Annotated in this window: 18 protein-coding genes; 6 read left to right on the top strand and 12 right to left on the bottom strand. The window is 55.5% G+C overall.

From position 1 onward, the window contains the following. The first annotated feature begins 12 nt into the window (after positions 1-12). Positions 13-1,320 (top strand): ATP-dependent protease ATPase subunit HslU, encoded by a 1,308-nt coding sequence (gene hslU / locus PFY00_RS01800; RefSeq protein WP_271430802.1) that lies wholly within the window; start codon positions 13-15, stop codon positions 1,318-1,320. A 773-nt stretch (positions 1,321-2,093) separates the two neighbouring features. Here the strand turns inward: hslU and PFY00_RS01795 are convergent. From PFY00_RS01795 to pip, 5 genes are all read right to left on the bottom strand, one after another. Beyond that, on the bottom strand, positions 2,094-3,647 hold the full coding sequence (locus PFY00_RS01795) for an ABC transporter substrate-binding protein (RefSeq protein WP_271430801.1): 1,554 nt from the start codon (positions 3,645-3,647) through the stop codon (positions 2,094-2,096). A 67-nt stretch (positions 3,648-3,714) separates the two neighbouring features. Then, positions 3,715-5,373 carry an ABC transporter ATP-binding protein gene (locus PFY00_RS01790; RefSeq protein WP_271430800.1) on the bottom strand — a complete coding sequence of 553 codons (1,659 nt, stop codon included), beginning with the start codon at positions 5,371-5,373 and terminating at the stop codon, positions 3,715-3,717. A 4-nt stretch (positions 5,374-5,377) separates the two neighbouring features. Further along, a complete protein-coding gene (locus PFY00_RS01785; protein WP_271430799.1) occupies positions 5,378-6,574 on the bottom strand; it encodes an ABC transporter permease in 1,197 nt (398 codons plus the stop codon). Beyond that, complete coding sequence (locus PFY00_RS01780) at positions 6,571-7,566, bottom strand: ABC transporter permease (protein WP_271430798.1); 996 nt, start codon at positions 7,564-7,566, stop codon at positions 6,571-6,573. The genes PFY00_RS01785 and PFY00_RS01780 overlap by 4 nt, the downstream gene beginning before the upstream one ends. A gap of 96 nt (positions 7,567-7,662) precedes the next feature. Next, positions 7,663-8,640, bottom strand: a complete 978-nt coding sequence (gene pip / locus PFY00_RS01775) for a prolyl aminopeptidase (RefSeq protein ID WP_271430797.1) — start codon at positions 8,638-8,640, stop codon at positions 7,663-7,665. Positions 8,641-8,687: 47 nt separating this feature from the next. Here pip and ubiG point away from each other — a divergent pair, with 47 nt between their 5' ends. Both ubiG and PFY00_RS01765 read left to right on the top strand, forming a co-directional pair. Continuing rightward, entirely contained in the window at positions 8,688-9,422 is a 735-nt protein-coding gene (gene ubiG / locus PFY00_RS01770; protein WP_271430796.1) for a bifunctional 2-polyprenyl-6-hydroxyphenol methylase/3-demethylubiquinol 3-O-methyltransferase UbiG, read from the top strand. Between the two features lie 18 nt (positions 9,423-9,440). Next, positions 9,441-9,746 carry a YciI family protein gene (locus tag PFY00_RS01765; protein WP_271430795.1) on the top strand — a complete coding sequence of 102 codons (306 nt, stop codon included), beginning with the start codon at positions 9,441-9,443 and terminating at the stop codon, positions 9,744-9,746. Positions 9,747-9,817: 71 nt separating this feature from the next. Here the strand turns inward: PFY00_RS01765 and PFY00_RS01760 are convergent, their stop codons facing one another. Genes PFY00_RS01760 through PFY00_RS01745 form a run of 4 tightly spaced genes read right to left on the bottom strand, consistent with a single transcriptional unit; the run spans position 9,818 to position 12,107 of the window. Beyond that, positions 9,818-10,252: a MarR family winged helix-turn-helix transcriptional regulator gene (locus PFY00_RS01760; protein WP_271430794.1), complete on the bottom strand. Its 435-nt coding sequence runs from the start codon at positions 10,250-10,252 to the stop codon at positions 9,818-9,820. A gap of 3 nt (positions 10,253-10,255) precedes the next feature. Beyond that, positions 10,256-11,086, bottom strand: coding sequence for a carbon-nitrogen hydrolase family protein (locus PFY00_RS01755; RefSeq protein ID WP_271430793.1), 831 nt, complete (start codon positions 11,084-11,086; stop codon positions 10,256-10,258). Beyond that, positions 11,086-11,343, bottom strand: coding sequence for a glutaredoxin 3 (gene grxC / locus PFY00_RS01750; protein WP_271430792.1), 258 nt, complete (start codon positions 11,341-11,343; stop codon positions 11,086-11,088). Before grxC ends, PFY00_RS01755 begins: the two co-directional genes overlap by 1 nt. Before the next feature lie 35 nt (positions 11,344-11,378). Further along, the gene (locus PFY00_RS01745; RefSeq protein ID WP_271431439.1) at positions 11,379-12,107 is read right to left on the bottom strand and encodes a ComF family protein; all 729 of its coding nucleotides are present in this window, start codon (positions 12,105-12,107) and stop codon (positions 11,379-11,381) included. Between the two features lie 15 nt (positions 12,108-12,122). Here PFY00_RS01745 and PFY00_RS01740 point away from each other — a divergent pair, with 15 nt between their 5' ends. Next, positions 12,123-12,944 carry a methyltransferase domain-containing protein gene (locus PFY00_RS01740; protein WP_271430791.1) on the top strand — a complete coding sequence of 274 codons (822 nt, stop codon included), beginning with the start codon at positions 12,123-12,125 and terminating at the stop codon, positions 12,942-12,944. 59 nt (positions 12,945-13,003) lie between these two features. Continuing rightward, entirely contained in the window at positions 13,004-14,071 is a 1,068-nt protein-coding gene (hemH, locus tag PFY00_RS01735) for a ferrochelatase (RefSeq protein WP_271430790.1), read from the top strand. 129 nt (positions 14,072-14,200) lie between these two features. On the opposite strand, the gene PFY00_RS01730 is transcribed toward hemH, so the two are convergent. Next, a complete protein-coding gene (locus PFY00_RS01730) occupies positions 14,201-14,392 on the bottom strand; it encodes a ferrochelatase (protein WP_271430789.1) in 192 nt (63 codons plus the stop codon). 147 nt (positions 14,393-14,539) lie between these two features. After that, a complete protein-coding gene (locus PFY00_RS01725) occupies positions 14,540-15,136 on the bottom strand; it encodes a L,D-transpeptidase (RefSeq protein WP_271430788.1) in 597 nt (198 codons plus the stop codon). A gap of 169 nt (positions 15,137-15,305) precedes the next feature. Between PFY00_RS01725 and dalA the strand changes: the two genes are divergently transcribed. Continuing rightward, on the top strand, positions 15,306-15,878 hold the full coding sequence (gene dalA, locus PFY00_RS01720; protein WP_271430787.1) for a divisome-associated lipoprotein DalA: 573 nt from the start codon (positions 15,306-15,308) through the stop codon (positions 15,876-15,878). 15 nt (positions 15,879-15,893) lie between these two features. Here the strand turns inward: dalA and PFY00_RS01715 are convergent, their stop codons facing one another. Continuing rightward, complete coding sequence (locus tag PFY00_RS01715) at positions 15,894-16,397, bottom strand: L,D-transpeptidase family protein (RefSeq protein ID WP_271430786.1); 504 nt, start codon at positions 16,395-16,397, stop codon at positions 15,894-15,896. Positions 16,398-16,430 lie beyond the last annotated feature (33 nt).

Genomic DNA, 16,430 nt, shown 5'->3' with positions numbered 1-16,430 from the left:
GAAAGGATCGTCATGACCGACCTAACGCCGCGTGAGATTGTCAGCGAACTCGATCGCTTCATCATTGGACAAAGTGACGCCAAACGCGCGGTCGCCGTAGCGCTGCGCAATCGTTGGCGCCGCAAGCAGCTCTCTGATGATCTGCGGGATGAGGTTTATCCAAAGAACATCTTGATGATCGGGCCAACCGGCGTTGGCAAAACCGAAATCAGTCGCCGCCTGGCCAAGCTGGCCAAAGCCCCGTTCATCAAGGTTGAAGCAACCAAATTCACCGAGGTTGGCTATGTCGGGCGCGATGTCGAACAGATCGTTCGCGATCTGGTTGATGCAGCGATCGCGATGGTCCGTGAACATATGCGCGAAGACGTCAAAGCGCGCGCCCATGCGGCCGCAGAAGAGCGTGTGATCGAGGCCATCGCGGGCGAAGATGCGCGCGACGCAACGCGCGAGATGTTTCGCCGCAAACTAAAATCCGGCGAGCTGGATGATACCATGATTGAACTGGACGTGGCTGAAACAGCCTCGCCATTTCCAATGATGGACATACCCGGGCAACCCGGCGGTAACATGGGCATGATGAACCTTGGCGATCTGTTCGGCAAAGCACTGGGCGGGCGAACCACTCGCAAGAAAATGACCGTTGCCGACAGCTACGAGGTGTTGATTGCCGAAGAAGCCGACAAACTGCTGGACGATGAGCAAGTCAAACAGGCTGCTCTTGAGGCGGTCGAACAGAATGGGATCGTTTTTCTGGACGAGATCGACAAAGTCTGTGCGCGCCAAGAAGCACGCGGCGGCGACGTAAGCCGTGAAGGCGTGCAGCGTGATCTGCTTCCCCTGATCGAAGGAACAACCGTCAGCACCAAACACGGGGCTGTCAAAACCGATCATATCCTTTTCATCGCTTCTGGCGCGTTTCACATCGCGAAGCCGTCGGATCTGCTGCCAGAACTGCAGGGCCGACTACCGATCCGGGTGAACCTGCGTCCGCTGACCGAAGAAGACTTCGTTCGCATTCTGACAGAAACCGACAATGCGCTGACCCTTCAATACACTGCATTGATGGCAACCGAAGAAGTGACTGTGACCTTCACCGAAGAAGGCATCGCGGCGCTGGCCAAGATCGCCGCCGAAGTTAACCAAAGCGTAGAAAACATCGGTGCCCGGCGTTTGTACACTGTCATGGAACGCGTGTTCGAAGAGCTGTCTTTCAACGCACCGGACAAGGCCGGCGAAGACATCGTCGTTGATGCCGACTTTGTTGAACGTCACCTCGGCGAACTGACGCGTTCCACCGACCTCAGCCGCTACGTTCTCTAAGCTCGTCTAGCAGGCGAACGAACGGACCAGTCTCCATTTGACAGACTGGCCATGTAGTTTGGGGAATGGCTCTCCGGCGGCGAATACTGCCGTTGCCATCTGACATGAGTTGCAGCGCCAAATACCTGAAACCGGGCAACGCTCGGCCGATTGATATGATCTAATTTCCATCGAGTTCTCCTCGGACAAAAAAAGCGCGCCAGAGGCGCGCTAAGGTCATTCAAATTTTCCAACCAGCATCCAGTCGCGATGCTTGTCGTGCTTCGGGAATGGAGCTCCCCTCAGCACAATTTGCCGGTCAGGCGGCCCGTCCACGGGCTGCCAGATACCGGTCTTAGGACACAGATGGGTTGAGTTAGTTCGAATTGGCCAAATCATGGCGTCACTCCTTACTCTGTTTCGGAGAGACGCTGTCCAAGGTGTCAGGCTTGAAGGCTTAGCGCCGCTCCTTGGAACTAAAGCATAAGCCGTTGAATCGATTCGCAAAAGGGAAAAAATTGTTTGTTTTCAATTGCTTGAAAAAGTCATGAGGTCCGATCCGAAGATCGATTTGCGCCTACGTCCAGCCAGAGCTCAATTAGAAAAGGCCCCAAGCTTGCGGCTTGAGACCTTTTCAATCTTGGGCGCGAAGCCTCAAGCCTGACTCCTATTCTATAACAGAATCTGCGAATCAGAGCAAACCCCTATGTCGTGGTAGATGCCAAGGACCCTCGTAAACAGAAAACGCCCCGCGGAAACCGCGGGGCGTTTGTGCGTTTAAGCTTTGATTTGGCTTATGCCATCCACCAACGTTCCGCCATGCGGCCGTTGTCCATCTGCCAGAGGTTACCAACAGTCTCCGGGCTGGAAACCTTGTTGGAGACGCCCTGCACGTAGTTGGCGAACATCGGCAGGATCACACCGCCGTCGTCCTTCAGGATGGTCTGCATTTCCTGATACATGCCGCGACGTTTGTTGCTGTCGAGTTCTGCGCGCGCTTCGAGAAGCAGGTCCTGGAACCGACCGCTGTCATCACGATCCCACTGGGTGTCGTTCCATGGAACGCCAGCTTCGTAGGCAGTAGAGAACATCCAGTCTTCAGTCGCACGACCCGACCAGTAGCAAGCACAGAACGGCTTTTTCAGCCAAACGTTGGACCAGTAGCCATCGGCTGGCTCCTGCACCACGTTGATGTTGATGCCTGCTGACTTTGCCGAAGCCTGATACAGCTGGGCCGCGTCTACCGCACCTTCAAAGGCAGCGTTGGAAGCAGACAGGTCGATGTTGAGTTCAGACAGACCTGCCTCTTTGAGGTAGAACTTTGCCTTGTCCGGATCATAGGCCAGCTGCTCCATGTCTTCGTGGAAGAACTGAGAAGCGGGACCGATGGGGCTGTCGTTACCGACACGTCCGTGACCCAGCAGAACCTTGTCGACCATTTCCTGACGGTTGATCGCATACTTGAGCGCGCGACGAACATTCACGTCGTTGAAAGGCTCAACGTCTGTCAGCATCGGGAAGGTATAATGCTGGTTGCCCGTCACTTCCTGAATGCGCACCATCGGGTTCGCCTGAAGTAGCTGGATGGTCTTGAGATCGACGCGGTTAATGGCATCAACCTGACCGGTCAGCAGCGCATTCATCCGGGCTGTGTTGTCATTGATGGCGATGTATTCGACTTCGTCAAAGTAACCAGCGTTGTCACCTTTGTAGTGGCTGTCCACACGCTTGGCGACCATGCGGACACCAGGCTCAAAGCTGTCAACGGCGTAGAGGCCGGTACCGATGCCCTTCGCAATCGCTTCTTCAATCTGACCCGCTGGGTAGATCAGCAGGTGATAGTCAGACATCAGATATGGGAAGTCAGCATTGCCCGCGGCCAGCGTGAACTGAACCTGCAGATCGCCTGTCTTCTTCATTTCCGTGATGGCTTCGACGATCGGCTTGGCCGCCGACTTCGCGCCTTCTGCAACGTGCATCTGCAACGACGCGATTACGTCGTCAGCGCCAAAGGCCTTACCGTTGTGGAAGGTCACGCCAGAGCGCAGGTTGAACGTCCACGTCTTTGCGTCAGCGGAGGCTTCCCAGTTCTCGGCCAGTTCGCCCTTGAGCGAGCCATCGGCAGCAACTTCGGTCAGGCTGTCAAAAACGGTGCCTTGCGCTGCTGCGATCATGAACAGGTCGGAATGCGTCCGGCCGTCCCAGCTGTCGGATGTGTTGGCACCGGACAGGCCTGCGCGAAGGCGTCCGCCCCGCTTGGCTTGCGCGTGCAGTGGCAGACCGGATGCAGCCAGTACACCGGCTGCTGCCCCTGTCTTAAGTAGTCCACGTCGGCTGATACGTGTCATTTTTATCTCCCTAGTTAGTTTCGGCGGCGTCCCCCGCCCGTTCGATTCTTCAGTTATGCACTGATTCTCATGTCATCTTATCAACTGCAGCGTCGCCGATGTTATCAACTCCGCGTTCAGTGAGCAGATTCGTAAGCCAATCCGGGTCCATTTCGGGAACCGAGGACAGCAACAAGTCGGTGTAGGCGTGATGCGGCGGCTTAAACATGTCCGTTTTCGGCCCCTGCTCGACAACAACACCATCCTTCATGACGACGACCTCATCGGCGATAGAGCGCACTGTGGCCAGATCGTGTGTGATAAACATATAAGATAGCTTCAGATCGTCTTGTAGTCGCGCGAGCAATCTTAGGATGCCCTCGGCCACCAACTGATCCAGCGCCGAAGTGACTTCGTCGCAGATGATGAACTTCGGCTCCGCCGCCAAGGCGCGCGCGATCCCGATGCGCTGCTTCTGTCCACCCGAAAGCTCGGATGGTAAACGATCAAAATACTGGGCCGCCGGAAGCTCGATCTGATCCAGCAATTCCTCGACGCGCCTGCGTTTGTCTTTACCGGTCAGGCCCCCGTAGAACTGCACAGGACGCCCGATGATGTCACCAATGCGCGTACGAGGGTTCAGCGCCGTGTCGGCCATCTGATAGATCATCTGAACCTGTCTCAGCTGATCCTTGTTGCGCTTGCGATAATCAAGCGGCAGCGCCTGTCCATCCAGTTCAATCTGTCCGAGACGAGGCGGCAGCAAACCTGTGATACAGCGAGCAGTCGTTGATTTTCCGGACCCGGATTCGCCAACAACGGCCACTGTGCGGCCTTCGTGGATGTCGAAGCTGACGTCATGCAACACGTCAACTTTGCCATAGGCAGCCGTCACACCCTGTACCGAAATGACTGGGGTTGCGTCTGTCAAAACGGCTGGTTTTTGCGGACGCTGGAATTCACGAACAGCCCAGAGACTCTTGGTATAGTCCTGTTGCGGGTTCGAAAGCATCTCGCGGGTTTCGGCCTCTTCGACCTCATCACCCTTAAGCAGCACTTTGATGCGGTCGGCCATCTGTGCAACCACGGCAAGGTCATGCGTGATGTAGATCGCCGCCGTACCAAACTGTTCGACAATATCGCGAATGCTAGCCAGCACCTCAATCTGCGTGGTCACATCCAACGCGGTTGTGGGCTCATCGAAAATAATCAGATCGGGGCGGCATGACATGGCCATGGCCGTCATCGCGCGCTGCAACTGTCCACCAGAAACCTGATGGGGATAGCGAAAACCGATTTGTTCAGGATTGGGCAGCCGCAATTTGCGGTACAGTTCCATCCCGTCCTGTTCAGATTCAGTTCGGGACATAACACCGTGCTGCACGGGCGCTTCGCTATGCTGATCAATCAGTTTGTGTGCGGGATTAAAGCTGGCTGCCGCCGATTGCGCCACATAGGCGATGCGTTTGCCCAGCAAGGCTCGTTTCTGGTCGGCTGAGGCTGCAAGCAGGTCAATCCCGTCGAACATTACCGATCCCTGAGAGATCCGCACGCCGTCACGGGTAAAGCCCATCGCCGCCAGACCCAACGTGGATTTGCCCGCACCGGATTCACCGATCAAGCCAAGAACCTCACCCTTGTTAAGCGTCAGGTCCACACCCTTGATGATCGGGTTCCAGGTCTCATCACTGCGGCCTTCCATATGGATGCCACGCATTTCGACAAGAAGTTCGCCGGTATCAGACATGCGCTTACTCCTTCAGTCCGGAGCTGCGGTACAGCATCCAGTCCACCACGAAGTTTACCGCCACAGTCAGCAGCGCAATCGCGCCAGCCGCCAGAAGCGGGACACTGGCCGCCAAAGGCGCAAAGCTCGCGTAGTTGATAAAGGCTGACAGGTCACGAACCATCGTCCCCCAATCCGCCAAGGGTGGCTGGATACCAACGCCAAGGAAAGACAGCGCCGATATGGTCAGGAACACGAAACAGAAACGCAAACCGAATTCGGCCAGCAATGGCGCTGTCGCGTTCGGCAGGATTTCCTTGAAGATCAAGTATCCCAAACCTTCACCGCGTAGTTTGGCTGCCTCGATGTAATCCATGACCACGATGTTCATGCCCACCGCGCGGGCCAGCCGGAACACGCGTGTCGAATCGATCACGGCAATGATCAGCACCATCGCAATGGTCAGGCCAAAGCCGGAAACCCAAGCCGACGCCACTGTAATCAACAGCAGCGAAAAGATGAGCGAGGGGATTGCCATCAGTACATCAACAGCGCGGCTCAGAACCTGATCCAGCCAGCCCTGCAGTGTTGCCGCAAGAAACCCAAGCGTGCCGCCGATGAAGAAAGCGATCAACGTCGTCGCAAAAGCAATGCCAACGGTATTCTGTGCCCCGTAGATCAATCGGGACAGAATATCACGGCCGATCTGGTCGGTGCCGAGTGGAAAGTCAGGATTGCCGCCCAGCGCAGGGTTTCCGCCCGGAACGACGTTCGCCTGAGCAAATACTGTTTCCTGCCCATGCGGCGCGATCAACCCCGCAAAAATCGCAAGAACCGCATAGACGACGATGACCAGAATTCCAAAACTGGCTGTAAGCGGCATCTGCCGGAACAATTTGCGAGAACCGGATGTTCCCACCATGCGACCCAGAAAGCGAAAGATCCAAGCCGCAACCATGCCAATCAGAACGCCCTGTACAGCCCAGCGGAAAAAGATCACCCCAGCGTTCTGAATACCTTGGTCATTGGCTTTGGGCTGGAAGAAATACCAGACACCCAGCGCCACAAGAACCGCAGCCAATACGTAACCAAAAGCGACTGCAAAGGGCATGTCGCGAAACTTTGGCGCATTACCGGATATCTTTTGCATCGCAAAGCGGCCCACCCAGGCCACAATGCCAATCGCCACAAGAGCGACAACGATGGTGGCGAGACCGCTCATTTCGGATGCCTCAAACGGGGGTTGGACAAAATCGACAGGATGTCAGCCAGAAGATTCAGCAGAATATATGCCGCCGCGAAAATCAGGCAGCATGCCTGCACAACAGGGATGTCCCGAATTTTGACGCTGTCTACGAACAGCTGACCAATGCCTGGGTAAACAAACACCACCTCTACCACCACCACACCTGTGATCAGGTAGGCAAGGTTGAGCGCGATAACGTTGATGATCGGCGCCAGTGCATTCGGCAACGCGTGCCGGACAATCACCCGCATTGGCTTGATGCCTTTCAGGCGCGCCATCTCGATATAGGGCGATGCCAGCAGATTGATAATCGCAGCGCGGGTCATCCGCATCATATGTGCCGTCACCACCAATGTCAGCGTCAGTGCAGGCAGCAGCGTCTTTTCCAGACGCTCACCAAAACTCATCCCGTCGTAGATGTTGGACAGCGATGGCAGGATCGGGTTCAGCACAGCCAGAAAGAGGATCAGCACATAAGCCATGAAGAATTCAGGGCTGGAGATCGACGTCAGAGTCGAAATGTTGGCAACGCGATCAAAAACCGAGTTTCGGTAAAGCGCAGCCAGTATTCCCAGTGTCACCGCAAAGGGCACAGCAATCGCCGCCGTCACACCCGCAAGGAACATCGTATTGGCAAACCGCGGCGCAATCTGCTGGGCGACCGATGTTCGGACGCCTGAGTCATCGCCGACAAAGCTTGCAAAATTGGCCTGAGCGAAAGAATTGCCCAAATCGCCGCGCAACGCGCCACCAAGCCATTCAAAGTACCGGGTCACGGGCCCTTTATCGAGGCCCAGGTCTTTCCTGATCGCTTCGACAGCTTCCGGAGTTGCGCTCTGGCCGAGAATGGCTTGCGCAAAATCGCCCGGCAACATGTTCACAGCGGTGAAGATGACAATCGAGACGATGAACAACGTCAAAAGGCCAAGCGCCAGACGTTGCAGAATGATTTTCAAAACTGAGTTCAAGATCCCTGACGGCGTATTGTTATTGTTGCCGATAACGTTAACGGCTGAGCAACAAGTGTAAAGCCTCTAAGTCCGATTCGACCAAAGATGTCCGATTTACGAGAGGTTTTCGGCAATTTGATCCATCGTCCGGACCAATTCGGCGCTAATTCCCGGCTCGGATAGCGCGTGACCTGCATTTCGCACCATGCGCAGATCGCTCTCGGGCCACGCACGGGCCAGTTCCCAGGCACCACGTGGCGGACAGATCATATCGTAGCGTCCCTGAACGATCACACCCTGAATGCCTTTCAGGCGACCGGCATTTTTCAGAATCCAACCGTCTTCTTCAAGGAACCCGTTGTTAATGAAATAGTGGTTCTCCAATCGCGCAAAAGCCCGCGCATAGTCGCCCGGCGCTTCGCCGCCTTGACCACTGGAGTACACAGACGCCAAAGCGTTTTCCCAAGATGACCAAGCCTGTGCAAACTTGGTCTCCATTCTCAAATCACCGCTGAAAAGGCGTCGATTGTATGCTGCGATCAAATCGTCTTGTTCGTCTTCTGGAATGATATCGACAAACCGGGCCCAAGGCTCTGGCCAGAACTTTCCTGCACCACCACCGTAAAACCAGTCCAGTTCTGATTGGGTCATCAGGAACACACCACGCAACACCATGTGGGTCACGCGCTCGGGGTGGCTGATGGCATAAATCAACGCCAGCGTGGCACCCCAACTTCCACCAAACAAAATAAACTTCTCAACGCCCAGCGTCGTGCGGATAAGTTCAATATCCGAAACCAGATCCCAGGTGGTGTTGTCCTTGACGCTCGCATGCGGGCGCGATCGGCCACATCCACGTTGATCAAACAGGATCACCCGATAGACTTTGGGATCAAAATATCGGCGCATCGCTGGGCTGCATCCCCCGCCCGGACCGCCGTGCAGGATGATCACCGGAACGCCATCAGGATTTCCGCATTGCTCAACATAAATCCGGTGCCCGCCGCTCGCATCCAGTATTTGCTGATCGAACGGGTCGATCGGCGGATAGAGATACTGAACTGCGCGCTTTTGGCTCGGGAATTTATCCATAGGACATCTATATTGGTTGAGGCAGGCAAAAGACCATGGGGAATGTCATGACTAATACCGTTGATCCATCCGAAGTCGCCAAGTTTGAGGCCATGGCCGCAGAATGGTGGGACCCCAACGGAAAGTTCAAGCCATTGCATATGCTGAACCCCTGCAGGCTCGACTATATTACAACGCAAATCGCTGGTGAGTTTGAAAAGGATCTGGACAGTGCCACGCCCTTCGCTGGCCTGCGCATTCTCGATATCGGCTGCGGCGGTGGATTGCTATGCGAACCAATGGCCCGTCTCGGCGCCGAAATCATCGGAGTGGACGCAGCGGAACGAAACATTCCAGTCGCGCAGGCGCATGCAGCTCAATCCGGCCTCACGATCGACTACCGGCACACAACTGCCGAAGCCATGGCCGCAGCAGGCGAACAATTCGATATCGTCCTGAACATGGAAGTCGTCGAACACGTGGCGGATCCACTGGCCTATCTGACCGCCTGCCAGCAACTGCTGAAACCCGGCGGCTTGCATGTTTGCTCAACGATCAACCGAAATCCCAAGAGCTTTGCCATGGCCATCGTGGGTGCGGAATACGTGATGCGTTGGCTCCCCAAAGGCACACATGAATGGAACAAGTTCATCACACCGGATGAGCTTTTCGATCTGATGCGCAATGCCGGGCTAAACCCGGTGGATCGCAAGGGGTTTGTCTTCAATCCTATTTCCTGGACGTGGAAGCTGTCTGATCGGGATCTGTCAGTCAATTATGTGACCGCCGCACTCAAACCATAAATCCTCAGGGAACCCACAATGAGTATCTTTGAAAAAGGCCAAAGTCTGTTTGCAGTGGATATCCACTACGACTGGCCATTCGATCGGATCGAACCGCTGATCGATGATCACATGGTCTTTATCAAACAGGGGTTCGATGATGGGACGTTTCTGGTGGCCGGGCCCAAAGTTCCGCGAAACGGCGGCATGATCCTCGCCAGCGCGCCATCGCGAGAGGCCTTGGAACAGCGCATGGCACAAGATCCGTTTTGCACGGCCGGGGCGGTCACCGTGACGATCACAGAGTTCCGCGCAAATACGATTTCAACCGTTTTCGAATCCTGATTGCAGGGACTGGTCAACGGGACGGCGGGCGGGGCGACGTTGCCAGAGGCAACGAGCGGCGTCCGGCGTCGCTACTCTTCTTCCAACTTGACGCGCAACTCACGCAACACCGGCAGAACAGCTCTGACCTTGGCCTCTCCAAGATCGCCAACCATTTCCGAAATCAACGGGGTGATCGCCGCCAAGGCCGCATCACGCGCCGCTTGACCTGACCCACTGATCGAAACCAGCTTGCGTCGCGCATCGTCCCAATCCGGGCGGATATGCACGAAGCCCGCCAGCTCGAGCTTTCCCAGCGTATTGGTCATCGCGCCGCGCGTGACGTGAAAAGACCGCGCCAATTGGGCTGGCGTGCGTTCGCCACCGCGGGCCAACTGATTAAGCACCGAAAAATGGGAAATCTCCATTTTGTTGGGCAGCACTTTCGTCAGCCGCGCCCGCAAGAGCTGGTCTGCGGTCAGCAGTTCGCTGAACAGCGAAATTGCGACAGAGCTGGCATCGTTCATCAGTCAGGGTCCTTCAAAAGCCCGGTCATGCGTCAAAGCAGGAATGCGGCGTCGCGCATCTGCCACCTGAGCAAGGTCAAGGTCGACCATATGGATACCCGGCTCTGTTCCTGCGTCCAGCACAACTTCGCCCCAAGGGTTGATCACCATCGAATGACCATAGGTTTTGCGCTGTCTACCTTTGCTTGCAGAATGCGTTCCAGTTTGGGCCGGGGCGATGACAAAACAGCCCGTTTCAATCGCACGCGCCTGCAAAAGCGGCTGCCAATGCGCGGGCCCTGTACCCGGTGAAAAAGCTGATGGTACCGCAAGGATCGAGCAACCGGCATGGGCCAATGCACGGTAGAGATAGGAAAACCGAAGATCGTAGCAGATCGTCATTCCGATTTTGCCAAAAGGCGTTTCGCAGGCCACAGCACGGCTGCCCGGCGCATAGCCACTGGATTCGAGATAGGTTTCCTCGACGCTGACCTGCACATCAAACATGTGAATCTTGTCGTACTGTCCGGCGATTCCCCCGTCGGGTGCCGTCAGAAACGAACGGTTCACAAACCGGTCTTCCGGGGGCTCCGCCCTGAGTGCGACAGAGCCAGTCAGAATCCATAGGTTCAAAGCCTTCGACTGTTCACGGACCATGTGCAGGAACCCGTCCTGCTCTTGCTGGACCAAAACGGCGTTTTGATGCGCCCGGTCCATGGATACGCAGTTGCTGACTTCCGGAGTGAAGACACATTCTGCCCCTTTGCCGGCCGCTTCCACCAGCAAGGACTGAACATGTTCTGTGTTTTGCTCAGGATCGTCCGAAGACGTCAGTTGCAAAATCGCAGCGCGCATCAGCCCGCAAGCATGGGATCAAGCTTTCCAGCCCGTTCCAGCGCATAGAGTTCATCACAGCCGCCAACATGCGTGTCACCGATGAAGATTTGTGGAACTGTGTGCCGTCCTCCGGCACGATCCATCATCTCGGACCTGCGGTTCGGTTCGGCCATGATGTCGACCTCGGAAAAATCCACACCTTTGGACTTCAGCAAACGCTTGGCCGCGTGACAGAAACCACAAAGTGGCGAGGTATAGAGTTCGACAGGCTGCATATCCGTTCCCCGTTTGATGGGCAGTTTCGGGATACTTAATCTTCTTTCGCCACGCGTGCCAGCACCGACACGCAAACCTCTGATGCGCCTGCTGCAAAACAGGCTTCAGTGGCAGCCGCCAGCGTTGCACCTGAGGTCATAACGTCATCCACGATGAGAACCGGTCGATCCTTGAGCAATGGGGCTCTCTCACGCGGAACCGAGATTCGGCCCGCTAGGATCGCAAACCTCTCATCGCGAGTTTTCCCGTCCAGACTTGGCGTTGATTGGCGCCTTTCCAAAGCATCCGGACACCAAACACATCCCAATTCTGTGGCCAAGGCATCCGCCAGCAGCGCTGACTGGTTGTAGCGCCGCCCCATTAACCGAAAGAGGTGCAGTGGTACCGGGACGACGATGGTGTCTGGTTTGACGATAGGGCGTAGCTGTCGCGCCATCCACTTGGCGGCAGGTTTTGCGATGTCATGCCGGTCTCCATGTTTCAGAGCCAGAACCAAACGGCGGGCGCGATCCTTGTAAATCAGCGCGGCGCGTCCCTGCATCCAGGGCCGAGCGGTCTTAAGGCACTCATCACAGTGTTCAATGCTGTCAGACTCACCCGGCAATGGCACGCCGCATAAATCGCAAACAAGCCCCGTCACGAAAGGTGTGTCACGCCAGCATGCCCCACACAGACCAAAGTCGCTTTCGACCAGCCCGCCACACGAAAGACAGCGGGGCGGATACACCAACTGAACCAAAGTTTGCATCCCGCGCTGCCACATCATATTTGGTCCTCCATGTCCTCTGCTCCTGAACTCATCGACCGCCAAGCCTTGGCAGCGCATCGCGCCCGGGCAGCAAAGTCACCGGCGCTTTTTCTGCACGAAGCCGCTCGTGACGAGATTCAGGATCGGCTGTCGATGGTTAACAGAGGCTTTAAATCAGTCGCCATCGTCTCGCCTTTTGCCCAGATTTGGCATGGCATGTTCGACCACGCTCATATCGTTTCGGACGATGACGTTCTCGATCTTCAGGAAAACAGCCACGATCTGGTCATCCACGCAATGTGCCTGCATTGGGCGAACGATCCCGTTGGACAACTAATCCAATGCAAACGCGCGCTTCGGCCGGATGGTTTGCTGCTTGTTGCCTGTCTTGGCGGTCAAACGCTGCACGAGTTGCGCAGTGTTTTGGGTCAGGCCGAGATTGAAACACTCGGTGGGTTGTCACCGCGTGTGCTGCCCATGGCAGAGATTCGTGATTTGGGCGCATTGTTGCAGCGCGCAGGTCTCGCGCTTCCGGTTGCGGACAGCTGGCCGCTCAAGGCCAGTTACGAATCCGCGCTGCACCTGATGCGAGACCTCAGAGCCATGGGTGAAACCAACGCATTGGCACAACGTCTGCGCCGGACAGCCCCCCGTTCTGTGATGATGCGCGCCGCATCACTCTATGCGCAGGAGTTCGGATCAGACGATGGCCGGGTGTCGGCGACCTTTGAGATCATAACGCTTACAGGATGGGCACCTGACGAAAGCCAGCCAAAACCGTTGCGACCCGGCTCTGCTTCGGCCCGTTTGGCGGATGCCCTGAATACCAATGAAACACCGCTGAAAGATTGACCTGAGCGACGTAGAGGTTACTTAGCCCTTCAAGCACGGAAATTACGATAGGACCTGTTATGTTGGACGCCACAAACACGGCCATGCGGCCCACACATGCGGCAGCTGACCATCCAAAGGTCAAACCCGCCAAAATCGGTATTCTTCTCGCCAACCTCGGAACGCCTGACAACTACGACTATTGGTCGATGCGGCGGTATTTGAATGAGTTTCTGTCCGATCGTCGTGTGATCGATTATTCACCGTGGCTTTGGCAGCCTTTGTTGCAGTTGATCATCCTAACCAAGCGGCCTTTCAGCTCGGGCGAAGCGTACAAGTCGATCTGGAACGAAGAGCAGGGCGAAAGCCCCTTGATGACGATCACCAAGGATCAGGCCACAAAGGTCACTGAGCAGATGAAAGCGCAGTATGGGGACGACGTGATGGTCGATTTCTGCATGCGCTACGGCAATCCTTCTACCAAATCCAAAGTTCGTGAAATGGTCGAAGCCGGTTGCCGTAAGATTCTGTTTTTCCCACTTTATCCGCATTACGCCGGGGCAACGTCCGCAACGGCAAATGACCAATTTTTCCGCGCTTTGATGGAAGAGAAGTGGCAACCGACGGTCCGCACGGTCGATCCCTACTTTGAACATCCGCTGTATATTGAGGCCCTGGCCCAATCTATCGAATCAGCCTACGCGAAAATCGAGAAGCGCCCGGACATTCTGGTTTGCTCGTATCACGGTGTCCCAAAGAGATACCTGATGGAAGGTGATCCGTACCATTGCCAATGCCAAAAGACGACGCGGCTATTGCGGGAACGGCTTGGTTGGGACGAAACCGAAATCTGTACGACCTTCCAATCCAAGTTTGGACCCGAAGAATGGCTCAAACCATATACCGTCGAGGAAGTGGCCCGGCTGGCTGAAGAAGACGGGAAAAAGAATATCGCCGTTTGCGCGCCTGCATTCTCAGCCGATTGCATCGAAACGCTTGAAGAGATCAACGAAGAGATCAAAGAAAGCTTTGAAGAGGCTGGTGGTGAAGAATTCACCTATATCCCATGCCTTAACGACGATGACGCGCATATTAAGGCGCTTTGTGCCGTTATTGATGAGAATTTGAACGGCTGGATTGCGCGTTAACCCGCGAAATCAACGCAAATTGAAAAAGGCTGGCCATTCACTGGCCAGCCTTTTTTTGCAGATGCGTCCTGCACAAAAAGAAAAAGGCGGCACCGTCGCGCCGCCTTCTCCTAAATCTTCAGCAACAACTTAGTTGTTTGCTGCAGCAGCGATGACCACCAGCAGGAGCAGTGGGATCAGGATGCCAGCAGAGGACGAGCTCTGTGCGGCTTCTTCAACCACTACGACTGGTTCCATAACCACGTCGTCTTTTGCATAGGAACCGGCCATTGCGGTCGATGCTGCGCCAGCGAATGCTGCGGCGAGTGCGAGTTTCTTCATGTTATCCTCCAGATATTCACCCATCGTGGCCACAAAGGACCGCACGACAGGCACCCAAGACTTACCTCGTAATTCCGTATAACCAGTATTTTCAGGCGATTGCAAATGCATCTTGCAGCCGAAAATCCGAGCTACGCCCTTGTGTCGTCAAATTAGCAACACCTGTGTGCCTACTTTTGCCATCTCATACAGCTCTTCGATGTGCTCATTGTAGAGACCGATGCAACCGTTGGACGAACGACGGCCAATCTTGCGGGTGTCGTGCGTTCCATGGATTCGGTAATACGTCCAGCTGAGGTGCAAAGCACGTGTGCCAAGCGGATTATCAGGACCAGGACCCACGTAATCCGGCCATTCAGGGTTCCGCTTTTTCATGGATGGCGTTGGACGCCAGTCCGGGCTCGGATCCTTGAGCGTCACCTGTGTACGGCCCCGGCGTGTCAGGTCTTCGGTCAGTGGAACTGACGAAGGATACAGGTGGTATCGACCGCCTTCTTCCCAGTAATGCAAAGCGCGCGAGCTGATATCGACCAGAATCGCCCCTTTGTTCAGGTTGGTGAAGTAGGGCTGCCAATCCAGCGTACGAAAGCTGGAAATATTGCGACGCACCACATTGGAAATGTCACGCTCGATCTCTGTCGTGCCATCGTTGACGTCCTGGGCAACCGCCGGTGACGCAATCGCAGCAGCGGTGCCCGCCAGAAAAGCGCGCCGTCCCAACGATGTTCCTGCCAAATTCTTCATTCTGAGGCTCCTCTCAGACAGTGTTTTTCTGGATCGGCAACATATTGCCTGAAAGCCTCAGTCGCAAATCAAACACCCGTTATTTGGCAAGCTCACGCCGATGTGGGTTTGATTGGCAACGCAGGTCGGGATAAGCCAAGGCAAACAAGTTAAGTTTGTGAGCAGAAAAATGAACCGTCGGTCTTTCGTAATTGCATCTTCAGCGCTGGCCCTGACGGCTTGCGCTTCGACCCCGCCACCCGCAAACAAGTTGGGGCCTGACGGAAAACCACTGCCACGGCTCTACCGGATCACCGCGGGAATGGCCGGACGTATTCAATTCAGAATGCTTGATTCGGTGAATTCGCTCCGCGAAGCCGCTGGCGTTCCGGCGGTCTCACTGAACTCAAAGCTCAATGCCGCCGCTGCGACCCATGCTCGGGATATGTCGGTTCAAAATCGTCCGTGGCATTTCGGGTCCGATGGTTCATCGCCAATCGATCGACTTCAGCGCGTCGGCTACAACGGCCGTCTTGTTGGCGAAACTATTTCGGAAACCTATGAGACCGAGCTGGAGACGTTGGCCGCGTGGATGGAAGAAGAGCCAACACGCCGGGTCATCATCGATTCGACAGCCCGCGATCTTGGGTTTTCTTGGCATCAGGAAAGCAACGGCAAGATCTGGTGGTGCATGGTTCTGGGCGCCCCTGGCGTAGCAGCCATCCCGGGAACGGGTGCTGCACCGGTGGAAACGGCATCCTGACCTAAATCTCACGATTTACGGGTTGATCCTTATCGGTGTTCCATTGCGGACCATCGAATAGATCTGTCGCATCTCGGCATTGGTCACCGCGATACAGCCGATGGTCCAATCACGACCGCGCTTGCGCAGCTGTCGCCAATTCTTATTCGCGCGTCCATGAATGAAGATGTCACCGCCCGGATTTTTGCCCATCGCCTTCGCTTCGGCAATGTCCTCGGGGCGTGGATAGTCGATTCCGAGGCTTAGGTAGAATGCCGAATTCGGATTCCGACGATCGATTCGATAGTCGCCTTCGGGCGTTTTTCCGTCACCTCTGACTTTCTTGTCACCGATCGGGGCAAAGCCAAGCCCGATGTCATATCTCTCTAGCACCTGCCCATGGTGCAGCAAGAACATCTCGCGCGCACCCTTGTTGACGACGATCTGGGTTACAGCCGGACCGGTATAAACCGGAATCTTCGAGCAGGCTGAAAGCCCGGCAAATAAGATCAGAACTGACAGGAACTTGATAAAACGCATAACGGTGCCTCAAATATTTTTGCCAAGTATAGG

Source organism: Thalassococcus lentus (genome assembly GCF_028023555.1).
GTDB lineage: Bacteria > Pseudomonadota > Alphaproteobacteria > Rhodobacterales > Rhodobacteraceae > Thalassococcus_A > Thalassococcus_A lentus.
The sequence above is the reverse complement of the archived record's forward strand: the minus strand, read 5'-3'. Positions and strand labels throughout refer to the sequence as shown.